Annotated in this window: 23 protein-coding genes and 2 pseudogenes; 14 read left to right on the forward strand and 11 right to left on the reverse strand. The window is 69.6% G+C overall.

Translation table 11 applies throughout. The features are described 5' to 3' along the window. Nucleotides 1-71: 71 nt before the first annotated feature. From AC0666_RS29880 to AC0666_RS29890, 3 genes are all read left to right on the forward strand, one after another. Entirely contained in the window at nucleotides 72-1094 is a 1023-nt protein-coding gene (locus tag AC0666_RS29880) for an alcohol dehydrogenase (RefSeq protein WP_478708716.1), read from the forward strand. 235 nt (nucleotides 1095-1329) lie between these two features. Beyond that, on the forward strand, nucleotides 1330-1902 hold the full coding sequence (locus AC0666_RS29885) for a hypothetical protein (protein ID WP_478708717.1): 573 nt from the start codon (nucleotides 1330-1332) through the stop codon (nucleotides 1900-1902). 119 nt (nucleotides 1903-2021) lie between these two features. Then, nucleotides 2022-2519, forward strand: a complete 498-nt coding sequence (locus AC0666_RS29890; protein ID WP_478708718.1) for a DUF4265 domain-containing protein — start codon at nucleotides 2022-2024, stop codon at nucleotides 2517-2519. 182 nt (nucleotides 2520-2701) lie between these two features. Here the strand turns inward: AC0666_RS29890 and AC0666_RS29895 are convergent. Together AC0666_RS29895 and AC0666_RS29900 are read right to left on the reverse strand one after the other, a co-directional pair. Continuing rightward, nucleotides 2702-3540: pseudogene (locus AC0666_RS29895) on the reverse strand (hypothetical protein). Between the two features lie 267 nt (nucleotides 3541-3807). Continuing rightward, nucleotides 3808-5199, reverse strand: a complete 1392-nt coding sequence (locus AC0666_RS29900; protein WP_478708719.1) for a sporulation protein — start codon at nucleotides 5197-5199, stop codon at nucleotides 3808-3810. 253 nt (nucleotides 5200-5452) lie between these two features. On the opposite strand from AC0666_RS29900, the gene rfbB reads away from it, so the two are divergent. From rfbB to AC0666_RS29920, 4 genes are read left to right on the forward strand one after another with little or no spacing between them, the layout of a single operon-like run. After that, on the forward strand, nucleotides 5453-6484 hold the full coding sequence (rfbB, locus tag AC0666_RS29905) for a dTDP-glucose 4,6-dehydratase (protein ID WP_478708720.1): 1032 nt from the start codon (nucleotides 5453-5455) through the stop codon (nucleotides 6482-6484). Continuing rightward, the gene (locus AC0666_RS29910) at nucleotides 6474-7457 is read left to right on the forward strand and encodes an ATP-grasp domain-containing protein (protein ID WP_478708721.1); all 984 of its coding nucleotides are present in this window, start codon (nucleotides 6474-6476) and stop codon (nucleotides 7455-7457) included. Before rfbB ends, AC0666_RS29910 begins: the two co-directional genes overlap by 11 nt. A 2-nt stretch (nucleotides 7458-7459) precedes the next feature. Then, a complete protein-coding gene (locus AC0666_RS29915) occupies nucleotides 7460-8602 on the forward strand; it encodes a DegT/DnrJ/EryC1/StrS family aminotransferase (RefSeq protein WP_478708722.1) in 1143 nt (380 codons plus the stop codon). Beyond that, a complete protein-coding gene (locus AC0666_RS29920) occupies nucleotides 8599-9027 on the forward strand; it encodes a low molecular weight protein-tyrosine-phosphatase (protein ID WP_478708723.1) in 429 nt (142 codons plus the stop codon). Before AC0666_RS29915 ends, AC0666_RS29920 begins: the two co-directional genes overlap by 4 nt. A 17-nt stretch (nucleotides 9028-9044) precedes the next feature. Here AC0666_RS29920 and AC0666_RS29925 read toward each other — a convergent pair whose 3' ends face one another. Continuing rightward, nucleotides 9045-10178: a UDP-N-acetylglucosamine--N-acetylmuramyl-(pentapeptide) pyrophosphoryl-undecaprenol N-acetylglucosamine transferase gene (locus tag AC0666_RS29925; RefSeq protein WP_478708764.1), complete on the reverse strand. Its 1134-nt coding sequence runs from the start codon at nucleotides 10176-10178 to the stop codon at nucleotides 9045-9047. 111 nt (nucleotides 10179-10289) lie between these two features. Further along, entirely contained in the window at nucleotides 10290-10613 is a 324-nt protein-coding gene (locus AC0666_RS29930; protein WP_478708724.1) for a hypothetical protein, read from the reverse strand. A 148-nt stretch (nucleotides 10614-10761) separates the two neighbouring features. Between AC0666_RS29930 and AC0666_RS29935 the strand changes: the two are divergent. Next, nucleotides 10762-10890 (forward strand): annotated as a pseudogene (locus AC0666_RS29935) (IS630 family transposase); the annotation flags it as partial. A gap of 186 nt (nucleotides 10891-11076) precedes the next feature. Here AC0666_RS29935 and AC0666_RS29940 read toward each other — a convergent pair. Together AC0666_RS29940 and AC0666_RS29945 are read right to left on the reverse strand one after the other, a co-directional pair. Continuing rightward, entirely contained in the window at nucleotides 11077-11535 is a 459-nt protein-coding gene (locus AC0666_RS29940) for a hypothetical protein (RefSeq protein ID WP_478708725.1), read from the reverse strand. 218 nt (nucleotides 11536-11753) lie between these two features. Beyond that, the gene (locus AC0666_RS29945) at nucleotides 11754-11999 is read right to left on the reverse strand and encodes a hypothetical protein (RefSeq protein ID WP_478708726.1); all 246 of its coding nucleotides are present in this window, start codon (nucleotides 11997-11999) and stop codon (nucleotides 11754-11756) included. 421 nt (nucleotides 12000-12420) lie between these two features. Here AC0666_RS29945 and AC0666_RS29950 point away from each other — a divergent pair, with 421 nt between their 5' ends. Both AC0666_RS29950 and AC0666_RS29955 read left to right on the forward strand, forming a co-directional pair. After that, nucleotides 12421-12633, forward strand: a complete 213-nt coding sequence (locus AC0666_RS29950) for a cold-shock protein (RefSeq protein ID WP_478708727.1) — start codon at nucleotides 12421-12423, stop codon at nucleotides 12631-12633. Between the two features lie 413 nt (nucleotides 12634-13046). Continuing rightward, nucleotides 13047-14120, forward strand: a complete 1074-nt coding sequence (locus AC0666_RS29955; protein ID WP_478708728.1) for an ATP-dependent DNA ligase — start codon at nucleotides 13047-13049, stop codon at nucleotides 14118-14120. A gap of 55 nt (nucleotides 14121-14175) precedes the next feature. On the opposite strand, the gene AC0666_RS29960 is transcribed toward AC0666_RS29955, so the two are convergent. Further along, nucleotides 14176-14358: a hypothetical protein gene (locus tag AC0666_RS29960; protein ID WP_478708729.1), complete on the reverse strand. Its 183-nt coding sequence runs from the start codon at nucleotides 14356-14358 to the stop codon at nucleotides 14176-14178. Between the two features lie 153 nt (nucleotides 14359-14511). After that, complete coding sequence (locus AC0666_RS29965; RefSeq protein WP_478708730.1) at nucleotides 14512-14751, reverse strand: hypothetical protein; 240 nt, start codon at nucleotides 14749-14751, stop codon at nucleotides 14512-14514. 618 nt (nucleotides 14752-15369) lie between these two features. On the opposite strand from AC0666_RS29965, the gene AC0666_RS29970 reads away from it, so the two are divergent. Continuing rightward, entirely contained in the window at nucleotides 15370-16020 is a 651-nt protein-coding gene (locus AC0666_RS29970) for a hypothetical protein (RefSeq protein WP_478708731.1), read from the forward strand. A 137-nt stretch (nucleotides 16021-16157) separates the two neighbouring features. Here AC0666_RS29970 and AC0666_RS29975 read toward each other — a convergent pair whose 3' ends face one another. Next, nucleotides 16158-16463: a hypothetical protein gene (locus AC0666_RS29975; protein ID WP_478708732.1), complete on the reverse strand. Its 306-nt coding sequence runs from the start codon at nucleotides 16461-16463 to the stop codon at nucleotides 16158-16160. Between the two features lie 29 nt (nucleotides 16464-16492). On the opposite strand from AC0666_RS29975, the gene AC0666_RS29980 reads away from it, so the two are divergent. Both AC0666_RS29980 and AC0666_RS29985 read left to right on the forward strand, forming a co-directional pair. After that, the gene (locus tag AC0666_RS29980; RefSeq protein ID WP_478708733.1) at nucleotides 16493-19225 is read left to right on the forward strand and encodes a PKD domain-containing protein; all 2733 of its coding nucleotides are present in this window, start codon (nucleotides 16493-16495) and stop codon (nucleotides 19223-19225) included. A 132-nt stretch (nucleotides 19226-19357) separates the two neighbouring features. Further along, on the forward strand, nucleotides 19358-19483 hold the full coding sequence (locus AC0666_RS29985) for a hypothetical protein (RefSeq protein WP_478708734.1): 126 nt from the start codon (nucleotides 19358-19360) through the stop codon (nucleotides 19481-19483). A gap of 180 nt (nucleotides 19484-19663) precedes the next feature. On the opposite strand, the gene AC0666_RS29990 is transcribed toward AC0666_RS29985, so the two are convergent. Beyond that, nucleotides 19664-19879 carry a DUF6207 family protein gene (locus AC0666_RS29990; RefSeq protein WP_478708735.1) on the reverse strand — a complete coding sequence of 72 codons (216 nt, stop codon included), beginning with the start codon at nucleotides 19877-19879 and terminating at the stop codon, nucleotides 19664-19666. A gap of 263 nt (nucleotides 19880-20142) precedes the next feature. Here AC0666_RS29990 and AC0666_RS29995 point away from each other — a divergent pair, with 263 nt between their 5' ends. After that, entirely contained in the window at nucleotides 20143-20376 is a 234-nt protein-coding gene (locus AC0666_RS29995; RefSeq protein WP_478708736.1) for a hypothetical protein, read from the forward strand. A 206-nt stretch (nucleotides 20377-20582) separates the two neighbouring features. Here the strand turns inward: AC0666_RS29995 and AC0666_RS30000 are convergent, their stop codons facing one another. Further along, the gene (locus AC0666_RS30000; RefSeq protein ID WP_478708737.1) at nucleotides 20583-22139 is read right to left on the reverse strand and encodes a trypsin-like serine protease; all 1557 of its coding nucleotides are present in this window, start codon (nucleotides 22137-22139) and stop codon (nucleotides 20583-20585) included. Between the last annotated feature and the right edge of the window lie 301 nt (nucleotides 22140-22440).

Genomic DNA, 22440 nt, shown 5'->3' on the forward strand with positions numbered 1-22440 from the left:
GCGTGCGCGATCGGGACGGAGCTGTTCTGCTGGAACGCAGGGGAACCGAGTCGTGTCTGAGAGAGGGTCGGATGAGTACGTATCGCGTCGCGCAGGTCACCTCCCCCGACGGGCGGTTCGAGATCGTCGAGCGCGAGGTGCCGCAGCCGGGGCCCGGCCACGTGCGCATCGCCGTCGATGCCTGCGGGATCTGCCACAGCGACGCCGTCTTCGTGGGCGCCAAGGTGCCGGGCGTACGGTTCCCGCTGGTTCCCGGCCATGAGGTCGCCGGCCGGATCGAAGTGTTAGGCGAAGGGGCACAGGACCGGGGGTGGCAGATCGGTGACAGGGTCGCCGTCGGCTGGTTCGGCGGGAGCTGCGGCCACTGCACTCCCTGCAGGCAGGGCGACTTCATCGTATGCGAGAACCTCAAGGTCCCGGGCTGGGCATACGACGGGGGGTTCGCGGAGGCGGTGATCGCACCGTCCGACGCCCTCGCCCGGATCCCCGACGCGCTGGCCGCCGCCGACGCGGCACCCATGGCCTGCGCGGGAGTGACCACGTACAACGGGCTGCGGCGCAGTTCCGCGCGGCCGGGCGACCTGGTCGCCGTACTCGGCATCGGCGGCCTCGGCCATCTCGCCGTGCAGTATGCGGTGGCGATGGGCTTCGAAACCGTGGCCATCGCCCGCGGGGCAGACAAGGCGGCCTTCGCCGAGCAGCTCGGTGCACACCACTACGTCGACAGCACGGCGGTTACGGGCGTTGCGGACGCACTGCGGTCCCTCGGCGGCGCCAAGGTCGTGCTGGCCACCGCCGCCAACTCCGCTGCCATCACCGCGACCGTGGACGGCCTGGATCACCGGGGGGAGCTGGTGGTGATCGGCGCGGCCCCCGAGCCGCTGGAAATCAGCCCGATGCAGCTGCTCATGAGCGGACGCGTCGTGCGCGGCCACCCGTCCGGCACCTCGCAGGACGTCGAGGACACCATGGCCTTCAGCGGGCTGCACGGAATCCGCCCGATCGTCGAGGCGGTACCGCTGGGCCAGGCCGACGAGGCGTACCGGAAGATGCTCTCGGGTGCCGCGCGCTTCCGGATGGTCCTCACCGGCTGACCCGGGTACGCCGGCCCCGTGGGACCCGGGAAGCTCACGCCCACGCCGCCGGGCGTCTGCCTCGCGGCGTTGTCACGTGCGGAGGTCACGGGGTCCAAGGCCCGGGGGGCGGAGCCCTCGTCCGCCGTGCCGGCCGCGGGGCGGCGCGGCCCGCGGCCGGGATGGTCGCGGGCCGGTACGTCCTGCACCGTCACCCTCCTGACGGGACCTGTCGACGGGCCGGATCAGGTTCCGGATGCACACACCAGCGTCACCGGGAAGGCTGCTGAGGACACACCAGTCTCCGATCCCTGTCGGGGCACCGATCTCGGGAGGGGCAAGGGACTTCGTCGCCTTCCTCGACGGGCACGCGGCGGCGTCCGCCCCCATGGACACCATCGCCTTCGAGTACGAGGACCCTCGGATGGCGGGGGTGATGGAGGTCGCCTTCCGCTGGTGCAGCCGTCCTGAGGAGCGGGTCCGGAGCTACGCCAACAGCCGGCCCACCATCAACGGCACGCACACGGTGGGCTTTCGCAACGGGATGACGGCCGCGATCACCGCCTACGCGCGGGAGCGCGGGCTGCTGACAGCTGCGGACCCCAACTTCGATGTCGATCGGATCGGCGAGGGCCTGACGGCGGTCGTGTCGGTGAAGCTGGACCGTCCCGAGTTTTCGGGCTCCACGCGGGGAGTGCTGGAGAACACCGAAGTACGCGACTGCGTCGGACAGGCCGTCCAGGACCACCTCGGCAGGTGGCTGAAGGAAGACCCTGAGCGGGCCGCAGCCGTCATCGACCGGATCGTCCAGGGTGCCCGCCGGGACTGACCGACAACGAACCGCCCTGCGGTCCAGAAGACCGAGACCGACAGGGCGTCGGAGCGCAGAGGCGCGCTGCCTTCAGCCCCGCGGATCGGTCCCCTCCAGGCCGCGTGGATGATGGCGCGGTGACGAACATCAGCGACGCCCATGTGAAGGTCCACTTCCGCATGGAGATTGATGAGGACGGCTGGCCGCCCGCAAGCGTCGAGAGCCTCTGGGCGGTGGACCTCGGCGACGGAACGGTGCGTCTCGACAACACCCCATGGTTCGTCCGCGGCATCGCGAGCGGCGATGTCATCCGCGTGGACGTTGACGAGGACGGCTTGTGCTGGGCCGGGGAGACCGTTCACCCCTCCGAGAACTGCACCATCCGGTTGATCGTGCTGAAGGACGGTGGCTCTGAGGCAGCCCGGCAGACCGTACTGGAGACCTTCCACCGGCTCGGCACCACCGGCGAGGGCATCGAGCAGTTCCGGATGGTCGCGCTCGACGTCCCGCCGAAAGCGGACATTCAGCGGATCCGCAAGCTGCTCGAACACGGCGAGGCGAAGGGTTGGTGGCACTGGGAGGAGGGATGTGTCACTGCCGCTTGGGAAGCCAGTGCAGACGCGGAGGACGAGTGAGCACAGCGACAACGAAGCGTGCGAAGGGACATCAGAAGCGGAGCCATCCACCGTGCGAACTTGGGGCCACTCTCACAAATGTTCATTTGCGAGAATGCCGAGAAGTCGAACATGCATCCAGGCGGCGCCCGATCGGAGCACCTTGCCGGGCGCCAGGTCGCGGCGAGGACCAACCTGTGTGCTCAGGCGGGCTGACGGAGTGCGCTGACCAGTGCGCGCGGGTCGTCTGCGTGGAAGCGGATGGTGTGGGCCTTTTCCGTTGCGCCGAACGGGCGGGTGAAGGGGAGTGGCCGGTTCAGCTCCAGGGTCACCGAGGTCTGGCTGCCCACGATCAGGTCGAGGACCCCGTCTTCGGAGAGGGTGATCAGGCCGCCTTCGGGGTAGCGCCGGTCGACCCGGACCGAGGCGACCGCGTCCGGCGGTACGGCGAGATCGAAGAAGGCTCCGTAGCGGATCCGCAGAGAGCCGTCGGGACGCACGACGTGCGGTCGGGTGACGCAGGCTGCGTGCAGGGCCAGTACGAGGACGACGCCGTACAGGTCGAGTACCAGGATCACCCGGTGGACCGCCGGCCATGGGATGAGGAAGGCCAGGACCACCGTCTCGATGACCATCACGAAGAGCAGCCGTACATCATCGCGGTCTGGGGCCCGGTGTACGCGGCAGCGAGGTCCCCGGGGCGCACCCCGTGCTTGCCACGCCGGACCCACCGCCCCAGGGAGGCGAGGGCGCGCAGTTCGTGGAGGACCAGGAGGCGGACCGTCACCGGCACCGCCTCCTGCACGGCGGACCGCCGCGCCGCCCGGCGGTCCGCACCACGGGCGCGCGCGGCGACGTACAGCGAGCGCAGCACCCAGGCCTCCACCAGCAGCACCGCGAGCACCAGCGCCTCGGCGGCCGCCAGCGCCCACCCGGGCGGCCGGACCCCAACCACCAGGCAGGCCGCCAGGGCCAGTTCCCCCGGCAGTACGGCGGCTACCGCGACCCGCGCCGCCCGTACGCCCCTTGGCCGGCCGCTCATCCGCTGCCCCTCTCCATGAACGCGTCCATAAGTCGGCCCACGACTTCCGCTTGCGCGGGGGTGTACTCGGCGAGCAGCGCCTCCTTGAACCCGGTCACGACCACCCCGTCCTCGGGGATCGCGGCGAACAGCTCCTCGGGGACGGCTTCGCAGCGTGCTGCCGAGGGCCTTGGGATGCGGGTGGGCGTCAGTTGACGTGGAGAGTCAGGTTCCTTGGCCAGTGGGTCTGTTCGAGGCGGGAGAAGAGTTCCATGAGGCTGCTTGCTTTCAGGCTGCGGCGGGCAGCTCGGTGCGGGTGCGGTGGATGAAGTCGGCCACTTCGGGACGGTTTTTCCAGGGGACGAGGGCGCGGGTGACTTCGTGGAGGTAGCTGTGGGCGCGGCTGGAGTGGACGTCGGTGAGGACGGCGAGGGAGGCGTTCGCGGCGGTGAGGCCGGGTTCGAGTTCGCGGGTCTGGAGGTGGCTGGTGGCAAGGACGGCCATGCGGATGCCGGTGGCGCGGGTGAAGCGGTCGGCCGGCATGGGGTCGGCTAGCTCGTTCCAGGCGAAGGCCCCGGTGGGGTCGGCGAGGTCGCGGTGTACTTCGGTGGCGTCGGTGGCGAGCCGGGCGTGGGTCATGTAGGCGAGCTGGTCGGGGTCGTAGCTGCCGGGGCGGATGGAGTCCAGCAGTTCCTCGGTCCGGCCGAGCGCGGCCTTCGCGGCCTGGGCGTTTCCGGTGCGGCCGTGGGCACGGGCTTCGGCCAGCTTGGCGAAGGCCAGTACGCGGGGTGCCGCGTGCCCGCGGCCGCGCTCGTAGGCTCCTTCGGCCATGTCGGCTGCCTCCTCCGGGTGGCCGCGCAGGAAGGCTTGTAGGGCCATGGTTGCCAGTACGTAGCAGCCGGTTTCCACATCTCCGGCGGCCCGGGCCAGGCGAAGGGCCTGGACGAAGTGGCGCTGGGCGGTGTCGTGGCGGCCGGTGTCGACGGCGGACCATCCCACGACACGGGACAGTTCAGCGGTCGCCGCGAACAGCTCGCGCCCGACGGCCTGGGTGTAGGTGCCGGTCAGCAGTGGTGCGGCGTTCAGGCGTAGGCATTCGGTGACGGAGCTGGCCTTCCAGTTCCCGCCGCCGAAGCGGGAGTCCCACAGGCGTGCTTCGTCGGCTGCCTTCCAGAGCTCGGCGAGGTCGCTGCGGCCGACCCGGCGGCCGCCCTCGTGGGCGATGGCGGCGTCGGCGGGCTTGGCCAGCCACCGGGTGACCGGGGTGGCGAAGGCGGCGATGGCGAAGCCGTTGCTGATGAGCTGGCGGCGGGTGCGGTCCACGGTTCTCCAGTAGGTGGCGGCGACGCGGACGGCGTCGACAGGGTCGCGGGCGAAATCCAACCCCATGTCAGGGTTTCCACCGGACCTGCTGTACATGCCTATCTCGTCGACGCTCACCGGCCTGCCGAGGCGTTCGCCCAGCGCAGCGGCCACGAACTCGGGGACACGGCCGCGTGGGATCATTCCGAGATTCACCCATCTGGCGACGCTGGTGTGCTCGTACCGCAGCGGCACGCCCGCCGCGGATCCGATCTGGTTGACTCGGGCGGCCAGGGACTTGTGGCTTGCGCCTGCCTGCTTGATGAGCCGGGCCAGATCCTCGTTGGGATCGCCCTTGCGGTTCTTGGTAGACGCCACCGAGCCCCCTTGTTGCCAGCCGGTGCCCAGCGGCGCCGACGCCGCGGGTGCGGGGTCCGAGCCTAGGACGCCGACGCGGCACCAGGAACGGGGTGTGCGTTGTTCGCCCCCCTAGTTCGCCTCCCGGGCGCGCCCGCTGGGCGGTTCTCTGGATACCGACGGCGGCCCGCTGCAAGGTCGGCCCGGCCCCGGCGCTTCTGGCGCCCCAGGGGATCCGCCGTTACTTCCCGGTCCATGACCAAGGTGGTGTCACATGCACGAAATCCTCGTCACCGGCGGTGCCGGGTTCATCGGTTCACACTTCGTCCGGCGGATCCTGTGCAGCAACGACGTGTCTCGCGTGACCGTGCTGGACGCGCTCACGTACGCGGGCCACACCGAGAACCTAGGGGAGGCGTTCCTCGACCCGAGGCTGACGTTCGTCCACGGCAACATTCTCGACGGGCCCCTCGTGGACGACCTCATGTCCCGGCACACGGCCGTCGTCCACTTCGCTGCCGAATCCCACGTCGACCGCTCCCTCACCGCGGCAGGCAATTTCCTGACGACGAACGTCCTCGGGACGCAGACCCTCGCCGCCTCCGCAGGCAGGCATGGGATCACAAAGTTCGTGCACGTCTCCACCGATGAAGTGTACGGATCCCTCGCCGAGGGCTCCGCGACAGAAGAGGACCCCGTACGGCCCGGCGTCCCTTACGCCGCGTCGAAAGCCGCCAGCGACCTCGTGGCCCTCAGCCACTCCCAGACCTATGGCCTGCCGGTCTGTGTGACCCGCAGTTCGAACAACTACGGGCCCTACCAGTTCCCCGAGAAGGTCATCCCCCTCTTCGTCACCCGCCTGCTGAAGGGTGAGAAGCTGACCCTGCACGGCCAGGGACAGCATGTGCGGAACTGGCTGCATGTCGAGGACAACTGCGTCGGCATCGAACTGGTCCTCCGGGAGGGACAGCCCGGCGAGATCTACAACCTGGGCGGCGGCACGGATCTCACCGGCCGCGAGCTTGCCGCCAGGCTCCTCGCCTTGTGCGGCGCGGGCTGGGACTCGGTGATCCACGTCCCCGACCGGCAGGCCAACGACCTGCGGTACTCGATGGTCTGGGACAAGATCGCCGCACTCGGCTACCGGCCGACGCGCGACCTCGACGAAGGCCTGGCCGAGACAGTCGACTGGTACCGCCGGCACCCCGGCCGCTGGGCCCCGCTCCTGCGCACCGCGCACACGATCACCCCACCCGCGGCCCCCGTCCCCATCCCCGCTCAGGCGGAGGCTGCGCGTGTCCACTGACCCGCGCACCCAGCAGCGCATCCTCGTGACCGGCGTCGGAGGGGCACCCGGCTTCGACCTCACCCGCGCCCTTCTCCGCCTGGGCTGCGACGTCATCGCCGCGGACTCCAACCCGCTCGCCCCGGGCCTGCTCCTGCCATCCGTCACCCCCCGTGTCACCGCCCCCGCCGCGGACGAGGGCTACCGCGCCGACCTCCTGCGCCTGTGCGCCGAACTGCGCCCGGACGCGATCGTCTCCACCGTCGAGCAGGAACTCCCCAAGCTGGTCACCCTCCGCCGCCCCTTGGCCGACCTCGGCGTCACAACGTGGCTGCCGGATGCCGCCGGTATCGACGCCTGCACCGACAAGGCCGCATTCCACACGGCACTGACCGAGAACACCGTCCCCACCCCCCGCACCGTCCTGCCGGACGCCATCAACGACCTCCCCGACGGCCGGCCCCTCGTCGTCAAACCGCGCCGCGGCCAGGGAGCACGGAACGTCATCCTCTGCGAGACCCGCGAACAGGCCCGGATCCTGTGCGAGGTCGTCCCCGACCCGATCGTGCAGGAACGGCTGACCGGCAGCGAGTTCACCGCAGACTGCCTCATCGACCGAAACGGCCGCGCCTCGGTCATCCTCCGCCACCGCCTCCTCATCAAGGGGGGCCTGGCCGTGGTATCCCGCACCTTTCACGACGAGAAAGCAGAAGAACGCGTCCGCCAGACCCTGGCCGCCGTTGGTGCCGCCGGGGCCTGCTGCGCGCAGGGCTTCCTCTGCGACGACGGCTCCGAGCGTGTCTGGATGACCGAGGTGAACGCACGCGTCGGCGGCGGCTTCCTCACGGCCGAGGCCGCCGGCGCCGACCTCACCGGCCAGCTCCTCGCCGGTCTCTTCCACCGTCCCATCGACCACAGCCGCCTGGCCTACCGGCCGGGCGTGTGCCTGACGAAGTACACCGAGACGCTGGCCACCACGACCGAGGAGCAGTAACCATGACGAACCCCACGGCGGCGGCCGCCATCCCGAACGGCCGCCCCTTCCTCTACGGCCAAGAGCAGGAGGCGATCACCGCAGCCCTGCGCAGCGGGCAGTACGGCCACACCGACACCACCGACGCCTTCGAGGCGGCCGTGGCGGCCTTCCTCGACGTCCCCGACACCGTGGCCGTCGCCTCCGGCACATCCGCTCTCCACATCGCGCTCCTCGCCGCCGGTGTCGGCTCCGGAGACGAGGTGATCGTCCCCTCCCTCACGTTCTGCGCGACCGTCCAGGCCATCCTCGCCAGTGGCGCCCGGCCCCGTTTCATCGACGTTGACCCCCGGACTCTCTGCGTCGACAGCGAGAAGGTCCTGGACGCCCTCACCCCGAACACCCGGGCCGTCATGCCCGTCCTCTACGGCGGCCGGGCCGTAGACCTCACCGATGCCGAGCCTGAGCTCACGGCCCGGGGCATCACGGTTATCGAGGACGCCGCTCACGCCTTCGGCTCGTACGCCGGTGACCGCCGGGTCGGGGCCACCGGAAACCTGACCTGCTTCAGTTTCGGTCCCATCAAGAACCTCACCTGCGGCCAGGGCGGCATGATCGTCCCCCGCACGGCGGAGGAAGCCGGCAAGTGCCGACTTCTGCGCGGCCTCGGCATCATCGAGTCCCCAGCGCGCCGGGCGGAGTCGACCAGCTACACCGTGGACGGCTTCGGCCTGCGCGTGCAGATGTCCTCCCTCAACGCGGCCGTCGGCCTCGCCCAGCTCGCCCACTTCACCGAAGCCGAGACCAAACGCAAGGCCTTATGGCGCACCTACGCCAACGCCCTGCGCGACATCGACGCCGCAACCCTCGTCGACGTCGACATCGAGCGCTCCGTCCCCCACCTGTGCGTCGTCCTCGTCGCCGCTCGCGACCGCGACCGCGTCTTCCGCACCCTCCGCGAGCGCGGCATCGGAGTCGGCACGCACTACCCTCCCAACCACCTGCAACCCGCCTTCACCGCTTGGCGCCGGGACCTGGCTGCCACCGAGGGACTGGGCCGGAAGATCCTGACCCTCCCGTTCCACCAGCACATGACGGACGCTGACGTCGAGCACGTCACCGCCGGGCTCGCCAAGGCCCTTGCCGAGGGGCAGGCGAACCGATGAGACCCCGCCGTATCCTCACCGTCTGCCTTGGCAACATCTGCCGCTCGCCCCTGGCGGCCGCCGTCCTCGCCCAGGACGGTGGGCCGGCCGTCGAGGTTCGGTCGGCCGGGATCCGGGACAAGTGGGTCGGCGAGCCCGCGCACCCGCAGATGGTCGCCGCCGCGGCAGCGCGCGGCTACGACCTGACTGCTCACCGCGCGGCCCAGATCACAGCCGATCTCATGGAGTGGGCCGACGTCATCCTCGCCATGGACGCCGGCAACCTGGCGGCCCTCTGCGAGCTGGCCCGGGACGAGCGGACCCGCCGGAAGATCAGCCTGTATCTCGGAGACCGGGACGTCCCCGACCCGTTTGGGAAAGCCTCGCAGGCCTACGCCGAGGTCGTTGAAGTGGTCGAGCGAGCAGCCGCAGCGTTTCTCCGGTAGCCCCTGCAGGGGAGGGGTCAGCCGGACGCTGCGGACAGGAGCACGTCCACGAGCCGGTCCGCTGCGTCCGGCCTCCCGTACGCCCGAGCCCGTTCCGCCATCGCCGCCTGCTGGGCGGGATCGGTCAGGAGCGGGCCGACGGCGTTGCGCAGGGTCTGTGCGGTGACCTCGCCGAGCAGGGCGACTGCGGCCCCCGCGTCGGCCAGGTGCCGTGCGTTGTGTGCCTGCTCGTTTCCGGCCGAGGTGGCCAGCGGCACAAACACGGCGGGCTTGCCCAGAGCGGTCAGCTCGGCCAGCGTGCCTGCCCCGCTCCGCGACACCACGACATCGGCCAGCGCCAGGACGTCGGGAAGTTCACCGCCGACGAACCCTGCCAGGTGGTACCGGCCGGCGAGGACCGGGTCCAGGCCTGCGGCTGCCGCCCGGAGCTCGTCCACGTTCGCCGGCCCGCATTGGTGGATCACGTTCGCGTGACCCAAAAGCCACGGGAGCACATCCCGGATGACGCCGTTGATCTGCTGGGCGCCCTGCGCTCCGCCGGTGACGTAGACCGTCGGCAGGCGCCGGTCGAACCCGTGCAGGGCCAGGGCCTCGACCGCCTTGTCCGGGTGACCGGTCAGCACCTCCGGCCGCACTGGGTTCCCGGTGACGACCGCCCGGTCTCGTACCTCCGCCGGCAGCAGCGGCAGCGAAGACTCCGAAGACACCGCGATCCGCGTCGCCGAGCTCGCGAGTTTCCGGTTGGCCAACCCGAGGCGGACCGTCTGTTCGTGCAGGACCAGAGGACGCCGACACAGCCGTGCTGCCAAACCGGCTGGAACCGCAACGTACCCGCCGGTCGCGAGTACAACGTCGGGCTGGAAGTCGGACACGATCGACCGCGCCTGGGCGACGCCGAGCGGCACTCGGGCCATGTCCTTCACGTTCGCGGCCGACAGCATCTTGAGCGGGTTCGCCGAGCGGCGGATCTTCCCCGTGGCCACCGTCTTGAACGCGATGCCCTCCGCCGGAGCGACCCGCGCCTCAAGGCCGTCTGCGGTCCCGATCCACAGGACGTCCAGCGTGCTGCCTGCGGCCGCGAGGCGGCTGTGCAAGGTACGGATCGCCGTCAGGGCCGGGTACGTGTGACCACCAGTCCCTCCGCCCGTCACAAGCAGCCGGAAGGGATGAGGAAGCAAGGAAATGTCCACCCTGGTAACCCTACTGGCTGCGTGCGCAGTCGAGCTGAATTCCTCATCAGGCTGGCGCTACACGCTCGCCCGCTACAAGTCGAGCGGTCCGAGGTTGCCTACCGCTCTTTCCCGCTCCAGCCAGTACGCCAGGCTGTCCCTCGTTGACTGGACGTTGCGTCGGTGGACGTGGCTATCAGGAACAAGGGTGCTTTCCTTGGTTGCGAGCAATTCGGTGAACAGGGCGGCGGCCTGTTCCTGAGTGTTCTGGAGCGCCGATGTCAAGGCCTCGCCGGAGCCGGCCTGCAGCTCACCGCCCACCAGGGCGGCATCCGAGCCGCCGTCGGCCCGAACGGGCTGCACGCCGTGCAGGCTTGGACCGGATCCCAGGCCTCCCACAGCCGCCAGGCTGGCCACCCGGGGGCGTGATGCCTGCCGCCCCGTAAGGCGGCTTGTTCCTCTATTGGCGGCCGTGGTCTGGGCGGGGGGTGGCGCGGTAGATGAGAAGGCGGTCTGGCTGGCCATGCCAGTTCCTGTGCTGCTCGTTGGTGAAGGCGTTGGCTTTTTCGGCACACCGGACGACCTCGACCGCAAGCTCCGGCGCGAGTTACGCAGGATCCAGCTCCGGCCCCACCTGATCGACGGCTGCCTCACCGCCACCGGTCTGACCCTCGCACCACCGACCCCACCCTGAAACCTCAGTAATCCGGAGTCAAGGGCGTCCCGGTGGAGCGGAAGCTTCTAGAGATGTTCGAGTAAAGGGCTGCGATGCCTGCGGCGAACCGGGTCTGCTGAGACCTCCGCATAGAGCGGCGCGCGGTCCTCGTACTCATGGTGGGAGGGCTGGTAGCCCAGGGGCCGCGACCACTCCTTTGCTCCGTTACTCCACGGCGAGCTGGACCTGCAGCGCCGCCGGGGTCTTGGTGACCTGCACGTTGACGTTCGCCTTTATGGCCGCGACACCCGTCGGGGAACGGTCCACCTCATATCCGGCGGATTCGAGGGCGGCGGTGTAGGCGGCCAGCGCGGAGGTCGTGTCGGAGGTGGTGTAGGTGAGTACGTAGGCGCCGGTGGTGCCGGTGACCGAGGTCAACTCGCCCTGGGGCAGGGGGAGGTCTGCGGGTAGGTCCGTCGGCTTCTGCTTGCCGTTGACCACGATGCTCGGCGTGGTGCTGGGGGTGGGCTGGGCGCTCGCGCCCGCCGCGGGGGTGCTCGCTGCGGCGGACGGCGAACCCGGCTTGGCTTCCGAGGTGTTGGTATTCGTCTGCGAGCAGGCGGTGAGGCCGAATCCGGCGATGATCACGGCGGTGAGCAGTCGTGCGGCGTGCTTCGTGGGCATGGTGGCAGCCAATCTCGTGAAGGGTTTACAAGCGAAGTGAGATTGACATATGAAGACTGGCTTTGAGGGTGGAATCCGGATCTTCAGCACGGACCCGACCAGGGGAGCAGCACCAGGGCGTCGCCGAAGCCCCTCGTCTCACACGTGACAGCCACGCAGCGCACCCAGCCTACCTGGGAAAATAGGATGTGAGCCTCACGGCAGCAGCCGAGCAGCAGTCACAGGAAGGGGTCGTGCAGGGCACGGCGGTCTCCCGACATCGCGTAGCGGCGGGCGGCAAGGCCGTGCTCGAGGTCCAGGGACTCCTCCACGGACCAGGTGGCGAGGACGCCAGAGCAGGTGAGGTAGAGGCCCAGGGCTTCGATCCGGTAGCGGTCGGCGGTGTCGAGTCGGCGTCCGCCCGCTCGCTGGTGTGCCAGCCCACGATGCGGCTGGAGAACGCATCGCGGATCGCAGCGAGCCACCAGGGTCCCTCACCGGTAGGGACCAGGGTGATGTCGGCAGTCCACAGCCGGTTGGGGGCATCGACGGTGAACTCGCGCAGGACCAGGTCCGCAGCCGGCTCCGCGTCCTGGTCACGGCGGGTGAACGAGCGGGGCCGGCGGGGACTGACGCCCTGGAGACCGCGGCGCTGCCGGCGGCTGGGTCGGCCACGGAGCACCTCACCTCCGCATGGCGGTCGGCGTACGGGCGGCACCCAGACCCGGTGCGGGCGTACGGCGAGGCCATCAAGGCGGTGGAGTCCGCGGCGCACGCCGTCATCCAGCCGAACAACGCGATAGCAGCCAGTCGCCCTTTATCCCTTCATCGGTCTCTTCGAGCAGGGATGATCAACTCGCTGGGCGTCCTCTACGCCCAACCGACGTACGCAATTGAGGAGTGGACATGGCTGAGCGCCAGAACGGCACCGTGAAGTGGTTCAACGAGGAGAAGGGGTTCGGCTTCATCACCCCCGAAAGTGGTCCCGACCTCTTCGTACACTTCAGGGCGATCCAGGGCCTCGGCTTCAAGAGCCTGCGGGAAGGGCAGAAGGTGTCCTTCGTCGCGGTGCAGGGCCAGAAGGGCATGCAGGCGGACGAGGTCATGCCGGAGGCATGAGTCTGCCGCACCAGCGCCGTTGCACAGCACGGCCGCGGCCCGGAGCCGACTCGCTCCGAGCCGACGTGCCGCACGCAAACGTCGATGGCACGCGCTCAAGGTTCGTTGGCACAGGACATCGGTCTAGTGGCACAGCGCGGTGACGGCGGCGTTGGTTGGGTTTGGGCTTGGCGGCGTGGCGCGCGGCGGGCGTCTGTGGTGTGGTCTTGCGCGGCCGTGCCGGGGCGGGTGCGGCTGTCCGGCTGCGCCCGGCCTCTGGTTCTTGCCGGAGGCTTCGCGTGTCGCCGGGGGCGGGCCGGTTCCAGCGGCGGCGCACGCCGCTACCGTGCCGCACAGGGCCATCAGACCGGCTCTGACGGCCCCGCTGCGCCCCTCGGACGGAGGATGCGGCGGCCGCTCCGGTCCGCCCGCTCGTGGCTGCTCTGGCCGACTCTGGAAGAGATGAGCGAGGAGGCGGTGGGGATGGTGCTCAGACCGCCGGTGGAGCCGATGCTGGCGCAGGCCGCGGAGCGGCTGCCGGGGCCGACCGCGCTGCGCGCGGGGGTCGCTTTGAGCAGAAGTTCGACGGGCACCGGGCGCTGCTGTTCACCCCGGCCGGCCCCGGCGGCCGGGTGCTGCTCCAGACGCGGCGGGGGTCGCTGGTCCAGGACCGTTGGCCGGACCTGGTGGCGGCCGCCAAGCAGCAGTTGCCGCACGATCTGGTCCTCGATGGCGAGCTGCTGGTGTGGGACTCGGAGAGCGGCGCGTTGTCGTTCGAGGCGTTGCAGCGCCGGGCCGCCGCCCGCAGCCGCGGCGCCGCCGCTCTGGCCGCGAAACTGCCCGCCTACTTCATGGCGTTCGACGTTTTGCAGCAGGACGGTGTGGAGCTGCTGAACCTGCCTTACGCCGACCGCCGCGCCCGCTTGGAGCAGTTGTTCACCGAGCACGGGCTGACGGCCCCGTGGACGCTGTGCCCGATGACGACGGACCTGTCCACGGCGCGGGAGTGGCTGGAGTCCTGGACGGACGTGTCCGGCGTCGAAGGCATCGTGATCAAGCCCCTGACCAGCCGCTATCACCCCTCGTACCGCGGGTGGACCAAGATCCGCCGCAGGGACACTACCGAGGCGATCATCGGCGCCATCACAGGCACCCTCGCCCGCCCGCAGCTCCTCGTCCTCGGCCGCCACGACCAGGACGGCCGGCTGCGCGCGGTCGGCCGCACGGTGCCCCTGCGCCCGGACGTGGCCCGGCAGGTTGCCGAGCACCTTGCCGCGGCCCGTGCCGGGCACCCCTGGACGGGCGTCAGGTTTGCCTCGGCGTGGGGGAGCCGTGACGTCTTGGACGTCACGCTGGTCCGCCCGGAGCTGGTGGCGGAGGTGAGCGCGGACAGGGCGATTGACCAGGGCGTGTTCCGTCACCCGCTGAGGTTCCGGCGGATCCGCTTGGACGTGACGGTGGGCGACGTTCCGCCCTTCGGGCAGGGGGCTGTCGCGGCGGCGGGCTGAGTACGCGGCAGGCGCCGGCCACCGGTAGGTGGCCGGCCCCTGCGCAGGCTGGCGGTCAGCTCTGGAAGCGGTCGCCGGCCTCGTCTGCGGTCTCTTCGAGCTGTTCCTGTCCCTGCCAGGCGCGCTCTTGGGCCTGCTGGCCGCCCTCGGAGGCTTCATCATGGGCGCCTGCCCTGGCCTTCTGTGCCTGTTCCTTGAGCTGTTTTGCCTTGTCCTGGAACTGGTCCTTGATGCCCATGGCTCTCCTCGCCAGTCGGGTTCGGGGGCATCTCAATGCCTGGTGTCCAGGGACCCTGCGGTCGTGTCTCCAGCCACCTTGGCTGTCGGCATCCGGGCTGCAGCACCGCAGCGTTCGGTGCCCCATTGCGGAACGGGGCGCCGAGCGCTTGACCTACAGCCGCGTTTCCGAGACCGTCTCGCCGACGACGGTGCCCAAGAGCATTCCGGCGACTTGGACAATCTTGGTGCCGAGGTCGAGGGGTTTGGCAGTGCTAGAGGCCCTTGCGAACGCGGGCGCAGCTGCAGCCGCCGGGGCGCTGGAGAGGGGTGCGGGCGCCGCGGAGGCGGCGCCCATGGCCAGGATTGTGGACGAGATGGTGAGGGCTGTCACGGTAAGTACACGTTTCGTCATGTGACCATCGTGTCGGCGCCCCTCGACGCAGTGCAGTCCCCCTCAGGAGTGGACCGCGCGCGGCGTGGCTGACCTGCTCCCCGCCTCGGGCGTGAGAAAGCCGGGGAATCCCTCGAAACCTGAACGTCCCGCGCCGCCAGGCCCGGCATGGGGTGCCGTTCGCCGGCTCTGTCGAGGGGTGCGGGTGCCGCCGGTACGACTGCGGCGGCCTGGTCCCGGTCGACTGGTGCGCCGAACACGGGGACGCAGCCGGCCCGGTGATGGAGTGATGGCGATTCTTGAGAACGGCCACTGTCGCTCTTTGCCCCATTTGTTTTGGCGCTCGAACTGTGTGATTGCGACTCCAGTCCAGGGTTTGCCGGAAGCGGTCCCGGCTCCGCCGGGCTGGGGCCTCGTAGCAGTTCGGGCGACGCCCAGCCGATCGCCTGGCTGAGAGGGGAGCTACTCCTGGACGGCGGGTGCCTCGCCGAGGCGTTGGACCCCGCGAGTGGTGTAGAGACCGGCGGGATGGTTGGTCAAGCCGGCCTGGCGGACACGGCTTGGTCCAACGAAATCTGGCGCGTCGCGGGCTAGAGTCCAGTTGTGCCCCGAGCTACACGGCGGTTCTGGCTATGGGTAGTGGCAGCCGCCTCAGCGATCGTCGCCGTGTTCTGCTTCGTGCTGCTGCGACCAGCGCCACCAGAGATCTTCCTGCAGCCAGGTTCGGGGAGCGAGGACCAAGTTGTCTTCCAGCAGAAGGCAGCTCGTGACCGGGCCGCGCTGTTCACTGGGGTGCTGGCGTACTACCCGCCTGACCCTGTGGACGTCGGCGACTCCGTGGAATTCTCTGCCACCCTCGCCGGCCCCGAGGCCGAGGCGGACCTCCCCGACCCGGACCCATCGATGCCCACCGGCCCCGACCCGTTCCGATCGCCCGACCCCCTTCCCGACCTGAACCCATCCCCGAACCCATCACCCCGCGAGGAGCCCGAAGGGGCCGAGGAAACTCGCGAGCTGCCCGTTGGCGGAGTCCAAGGGGCACATTTGTCCGAGCCTCGCGGGGCCGTCAAGGCGGATCCGATCGGATCAAGTCGACAGTTGCTCGCCAGTCCACGGGACAAGGTGGAGTGGCGCTGGAACCTCACCCCGCGAAAGCCCGGCCAGTACCAGCTGAACCTGGTGGTCGAGACGTACCAGGGCGATACCGAGAACGTCATCGCCCGCACGGAACCACCGATCCATATCGCTATGACCGTCAACAGCACCTTCTGGTATCGCGGGCGAGGTTAAGGAGTGGATCATTGCCGCTGGTGCAGTGCTCGCAGCCCTCGGAGTGATCTTCGGTCCCTTCGGCAAGCGTCTAGTCGCGTGGGCCTCGGCCCGCATCGGCAACGGTCGCCGAGCATCCAAGGGCTGACACTGGGATCTCAGCTCAGAGCATCACCGCGTTTCGCGGTCAGCGCGACCAAGGGCCCGAAGACCCCCCAGGGCACCAGGCCCAGACCGTGGCCCAGCGCCTCGCCGCCCTCCTGGCCGCGGACCACTGCCTGAAGCCGAAACACCACCCCTAGTACTCCAGTAAAGGAATGTTGAGCGTGTTCAATTCTGGAGTGACAAAAGCCGTCCCGGCAAGGCATCATGAGCACCGTCTTGTGGATTCTCATGCGCCTGACGTCCTTTGGGGGGAACAGGCCGTTCGGCGTCATGTCATGCCGCACCGAACCGAGATCCACGCAGCCCTTTCCTCGAAGGAATACTGCTGGTGCGTCCTACTCGTGCGGCGGTCCTGCTCACCGCGGGCCTCGTCACCATCCTCGGCATACCGGCGGTTTCCGCCGCCGAGGCCCCGACCGACTTGTTCGTGAACAACGGCGAGAGCGCCAACTGCTCCGATACCGGCATCGGAACGCAGGACGCCCCGTTTTGCTCGATCCAGCCGGCGGCCAACGCGGCCAAGCCGGGCCAGACCGTCCGGATCGCGGCGGGCTCCTACCCCGGAGCCGTCACGATCGACCGCTCCGGGGAGCCGGGCAAGCCGATCACCTTCAGCAGCGACGCCGTCAGCCCGTCGAGGGTGAAGGTGGAACTGGTCAACCCCCTGACCATCGACGGCGCCTCCCACCTGGTCTTCCGTGGGATCAGGACGACGCGTGGTGCCTTGGTCGAGCGTTCCAGCGACATCACCATGGACACTTCCCTGCTCCTGCGCGAGCTCGTGATTGGTGCGGGGAGCGCGGACGTACGTGTCAGCCGGAGCTACATCATCGCTGCGCAGATCAGGGCCGGCGCCCAGCGCACGGTCCTCAGCCGCAACGTTCTCCGCAACGGTTCCCGGCCCGCGCTCACCGTAGTGGACGCCCCCCGCACGGCCCTGGCCAACAACACCGTCACCAGCTACTGCGATGAGGGCATCTCGGTCAGTGGCGGTTCCACCGAAACCTCGGTGTTCAACAACGTGGTCCGCGCCGAGACCTCCTCGTCCCCCTGCGCGACGCCCGCCGCAGCGCGCCACGGTGTCCTGGTGACGCAGAGCGCGGCGGCCGGCACCCGCGCCGACTACAACGTCCTCGTGCGCCAGCCCGATGTAACGGCGGCTCCCTACAACTGGGCGGGCACCGAGTACAAGACCCTCGCGGAGTTCCGGGCGGCGACCGGCCAGGGTCTGCACGACTTCTTGAACCCGGCGGACGTCAACGCCACCGTCGTCGACTCCGCCGACGCGACGGCCCCGGGCGCGCTGACCTCCCCAGACTTCGACGGCTACGACCCGATCGACGACCCCACCGTGGCCAACACCGGCAAGGACGGCGGGTTCCTCGACCGCGGCGCCTACGAGGGGCACGACCGTCTGAGCACCGTCACCATGTCGGTCGACCAGCCGTGGGCACCGGTGGGCACCAAGGTGGAGGCGAAGGCCTCGTCGAACAGCCGCTGGCCCGCCGGCATGTCGTACAGCGTGGACTTCGGTGACGGGACCGCTCCGGTCGTCACCCGTCAGGGCGAGGCCGCCGAGGCCGTCGCCTCGCACGTCTACAGCTCTCCGTGCGCGTGCGTGGTCAAGGTGACCGCGTCCAACGAGGCCGGGAAGAAGGTCTTCGCCGAGCAGCCGGTCAAGGTGACCCCGGCCGGCGCGCTGACCGCGGCCTTCACCGCCGCCCAGGTCCTGCCCGCCTCGGACAGCTCGACCGAGCGCATCTCCCCGCTGACCGTCCGGGTCGACCCGTCGGCCACCGCGACGCCGTGGCCGTTGAGCCGCGCCGACCTGGACTTCGGCGACGGCACCACCCAGCAGGTCTCCGACCTGTCCCAGGTCACGCACACCTACCGGACACCCGGCGACTACAAGGTGACCCTCACCCTCCAGGATTCCAAGGGCACCACGTCCACCTCCAGCCAGACGTTCAAGGCCGACTACGCGGCGTCCGGTTACGTGGCAGTAGAGCCGTTCCGGTTCTACGACAGCCGCGACGACACGCCCTCCATGCCGGGCGGCGTGCCGCTCGCGATGCAGTTGCCCTTCCATCTCAGCCAGCCGGAGCACCCGCTGTCGGGCAGCATGTCCGCGGTCGTCCTCAACGTGACCGTCACCGGTGCCTCTGAGGACACCCACCTCACCGTCTGGCCCCACGGACAGGATCGTCCCGCGACCTCCAACATCAACGTCCGCGCCGGCAGTACTACCTCCAACACCGTCACCGTTCCCGTCGGCGGCTCCGGGGATGCCTGGATGCAGCTCAACTCCGGCTGGGCGTCGATCATCGTGGACTTCGTGGGCTACTACCAGCCGAACATCGGGCAGCGGTTCACCCCGCTCACCCCGGCCCGGCTGCTCGACACCCGCACCACCGGCGGCGCGCTGCCCGGCGGCAAGTCCCGCACCGTCAAGGTCGCCGGCGTGGGCGGCGTCCCCGCCGACGCCACCGCCGTCGCCCTCAACCTGACCGGGACCGGCGCCACGGAGAACGCGCACGTCATCGCATACCCCTACCCGGCCAAGCGGACCGCCACCTCGAACCTGAACGTGGAGCCGGGCAAGGACAAGTCGAACCAGGCCATCGTGCCGGTCGGCCCGGACGGCACGATCACCCTCTTCACCAACTCCGGTTCCACGCACCTGGTGCTGGACGCGGTGGGCTACTACGGCAAGGACGGCAAGGCCCTGTTCAAGCCGGTCGTCCCGAAGCGTCTCGCTGACACCCGCACCACGGGCAAGCTCGCCCCGGGCGCCACGACGACGGTCTCCGGTCTGCCAGCGAACGCGGTGGGCGCGGTCCTGAACGTCACCGCGACCGATACCACCAGCCCGGGCTTCCTGACGGCGTACGCCTTCGGCGGCACACTCCCCGGCGCCAGCAGCCTCAACACGCTCCCCGGCGCCACCGTCCCCAACCACGTGACCACCCCGGTCGGATCGGGGAAGGTCAGCGTCTCCAACAGCTGGGGCGGCAGCAACCACGTCATCACCGACCTGCTCGGCTACTTCACCAACCCGTAGAACCACCACCTGACGCCGCCCCGGCCCCCGCACACGACGTGCGGGGGCCGGGGCGGCGGTGCTGTGCCAGACCCTTAGTCGGCGGTCCCGCGCGGTACGACCCAGCGCATCGGCTGGCCGGTAATGCACGACATGATCGCTACTGCCACCCGCGGCATCAGCTGGGACTCCCGGACCCTCGGCCCCGACATCGCACTGGACGTCATGGTCGGCAAGCGCCAGGACCTGGCCCTCCACGAGGACCATCTGACGGGCTGACCAGGCTGCTGCTCGATGCCGCCGACACCATCGGCGCGCGCGCCCGGCATCGCCCGCCTGGGACACTGCGCACACTGCGGTGGGAGCGGCTAGGGCCGGCCGCTGTGGGAGCGCTCAGCACTGGGCAAGCCTTAGGCGACCTGAGCAAGCCCTCACGAGGGGCTTGCCCAGACACTGTGGTTACGGGCCGTCCCGACCCGGGCGCAGGACGTCGGCGTAGATCCGCGCCCGGACACCGGGCTCGCCGGGATCCCGGCGCACCGGGCCGACACCCGAGGTTGCCCAGCGCTCTTCCAGTGCGGCCATGACGGCCCGGACGGTGTCCTCGTCCCCGCCAGTGATGTCCAGGACCACCAGGCCAGGCTCCGCGATGTGCTGCTCGTCGATCGGCTTCATGACCGCTGCGACGGCGGGGGACCGGAGACGGTTCGCTGACGGCCTCACCCGCACGAGGGAGTGGAACCGGCTCCGGCCCGGCACGCCCGGCGGGACGCTGTCGGGGTGCGGCCCCCGTGGCCAGGGCTGCACCCCGTACTTCCGAACGTACTCCGCGGCTGCAGGCGCCGGTGCGGCAGTCCGCGAGCTGCGGCGGCTGGCGGGCGTCACCCGTTCGCGCGCGGCCGGGTGCCAGTGGGGAGCGACGGGTACAGGCTGGGCGCATGTCCGCGACGCTGATCGTCTACCCGCCCGACGAGCAGGGCTGGCGCCGGGTGTGTTACGACGGCGTCGCCATCGGGGTCGCGCACCGGCCGGCCGACATCCGGGTCTTCCTCCCGGCCGCCGGGCTGGAGAACGCCGAGGACGTGGACCTCACCGACCCCGCTCACCGTGCGCCGGGGGATCACGCTCCTGCCGAGCATGGTCAGCGAGGGCCTTCTTGGCTGCTTCCTTGACGCTGGGTCCGCCGCAACCACTACTACGCCAGCGCCGACGAGCACCCAGTGGCCGCGGACCCAGTGGCCGGCCAGCGTGCGGCCTTCGGCGGCGGCGCGTGCGGCGGCGCGGAAGGCCCTCCACCACGGTGGAGGGTGTTCTGGTACAGCCGACCATGCCAGAAGCCACCCCCTGTCGTACTGAGGGGGTGGCTTCCGCGGTTGAATCAGAGCTTCCAGAGCTGGTCGGCGTACCTGGAGTCGCAGTCGTACTGCTTGACGACAGCGCTGTTGCCGGGGGTCTGCCAGGGGACCCACATGCAGCGGTTGCTGTTGACGTTACGCAGCTGGTAACTGCCGCCAGTGACTGGCTCTACCTTCCAGAGCTGGTCGGCGTATTTGGAGTCGCAGTCGATCTGCTTGACGACAGCATCGTTGCCGGGGGTCTGCCAGGGGACCCACATGCAGCGGTTGCTGTTGACGTTACGCAGCTGGTAACTGCCGCCAGTGACCGGCTCTACCTTCCACAGCTGGTCGGCGTACTCGGGGGCGCAGTCGTACTGCTGGGCAACAGCGTCGTTGCCGGGCGTCTGCCAGGGGACGTAGAGGCAGCGGCTGCTGTTGACGTTTTTGATCGAGGCAGTGGTGAAGCGAACCTGCTTGACCCAGTTCTGGGTGCCATCGATACGGACGTCGGACGCGCCGGTCGTGGTGGTGCCACTGTCGAGGCATTCGCCCTGCCAGGACCGGCCGGTGATGCCGACCAGAGCAGGCTTGCCGTTCTCGGTGCGCACGGCGGGGCCGCCTGCATCGCCCTGACAGACAGTCGCGTCGGCGGGGGTCTTCGCCGTCATAGGGAAGCTGGTGGCGGTCAGAGTGCCGACGGTGAAGGCGGCCGAATGGAGCTTGGAGGGAACCCACTCAGTGCGGGTGCGGCCGAAGCCGACGGCGGTGAGGGTCTCGCCGGTTGTGGGCGCGGTGGCGGACAGCGCGACAGGGGTGACGGCCGTGGCCGGCTTGGCCAGACGGGCCATCACGAGATCGCGGTCGGCGTGGGGGACGAGCTGGGTTACCTCGGTGGTGTGACCGCCGGAAGTGGCCAGATCGGTCCGGCCCACGGTGACGGTGGTCTTGTCCTTGGGCGCCCCGGCGGCGACGGTGCTCGTGTCGGCGGGGTTGTCGGCGAAGCAGTGCTTGGCCGTGAGAACCCAGTACTGGTCGACCAGCGCCGCTGTGCACGCCCGCTTGCTGTCACCGATGGTGATCTTGCCGGTGAAGGCCAGAGTGGCATCGCCCGAGGGAGCCGGGGGGTTGGCGTTTTCGCCGGTGACGCGTAGTTCGATGAGGGTGGAACGCACGGAGCCCCCAGTGGCTTCCCCATAGCTGGTGAAGTCGTTGGCGGGGGCGTCGATGACGGTCTTGGCGCCGTTGGCCTCGATGGTGGTCTTCACCGGGTACGACTCGGTCCAGATGCCATATGCGTCGGGGACGGCCAAGTTGAGGTAGCCAGGCTTCGCCTTGACGTCGAAGCAGTAGTCCTTTTGCCCGGAGCGGGTGTTGATCATCATGTCCTGCGTGCCGTCACATGCGGTCAGGACGATGTTGCCGTCACCGCGCTTGAGCACGATACCCTTTTCGGCTTCGATCTTCGCGGCATTCGGGTAGCCGAAGTCCTCGATGGCGTATGCCATGTCGCCGGAAGCCGTGGCGGTGACGGCTCCGGGTACGGCGTAGGCGACTCCGGCTGCCGCCGTGGTCGCCGTGAGTACCGACGCCAGGCCCACGAACAAGGCCTTACGCGGGCGGGATATAGCCATTATGGCCCTCTCGAGAATTTCACAGGACGAGACATAGCGGTCCCGTCAGTTTTCAGCAGATTGAATCACATCGAAGATCCACACCCCAACGGCTAGAGGTGATCAACATCTCACAGAAGGGGCGACCCGTCAGTGCAACCTTTTGACGCTGACAGGCTTCGCGTGAGCGTGGGTCTGCGCCGGCGAAACTCCGCTATGGGTGCGGGTTGATCGCTGAGTCGGACATTTCAGGCGGCAGTGGAGTTCCGCGGAAGCGGGGCCCGTCACT

This window comes from Streptomyces sp. NPDC043680, assembly GCF_056436685.1.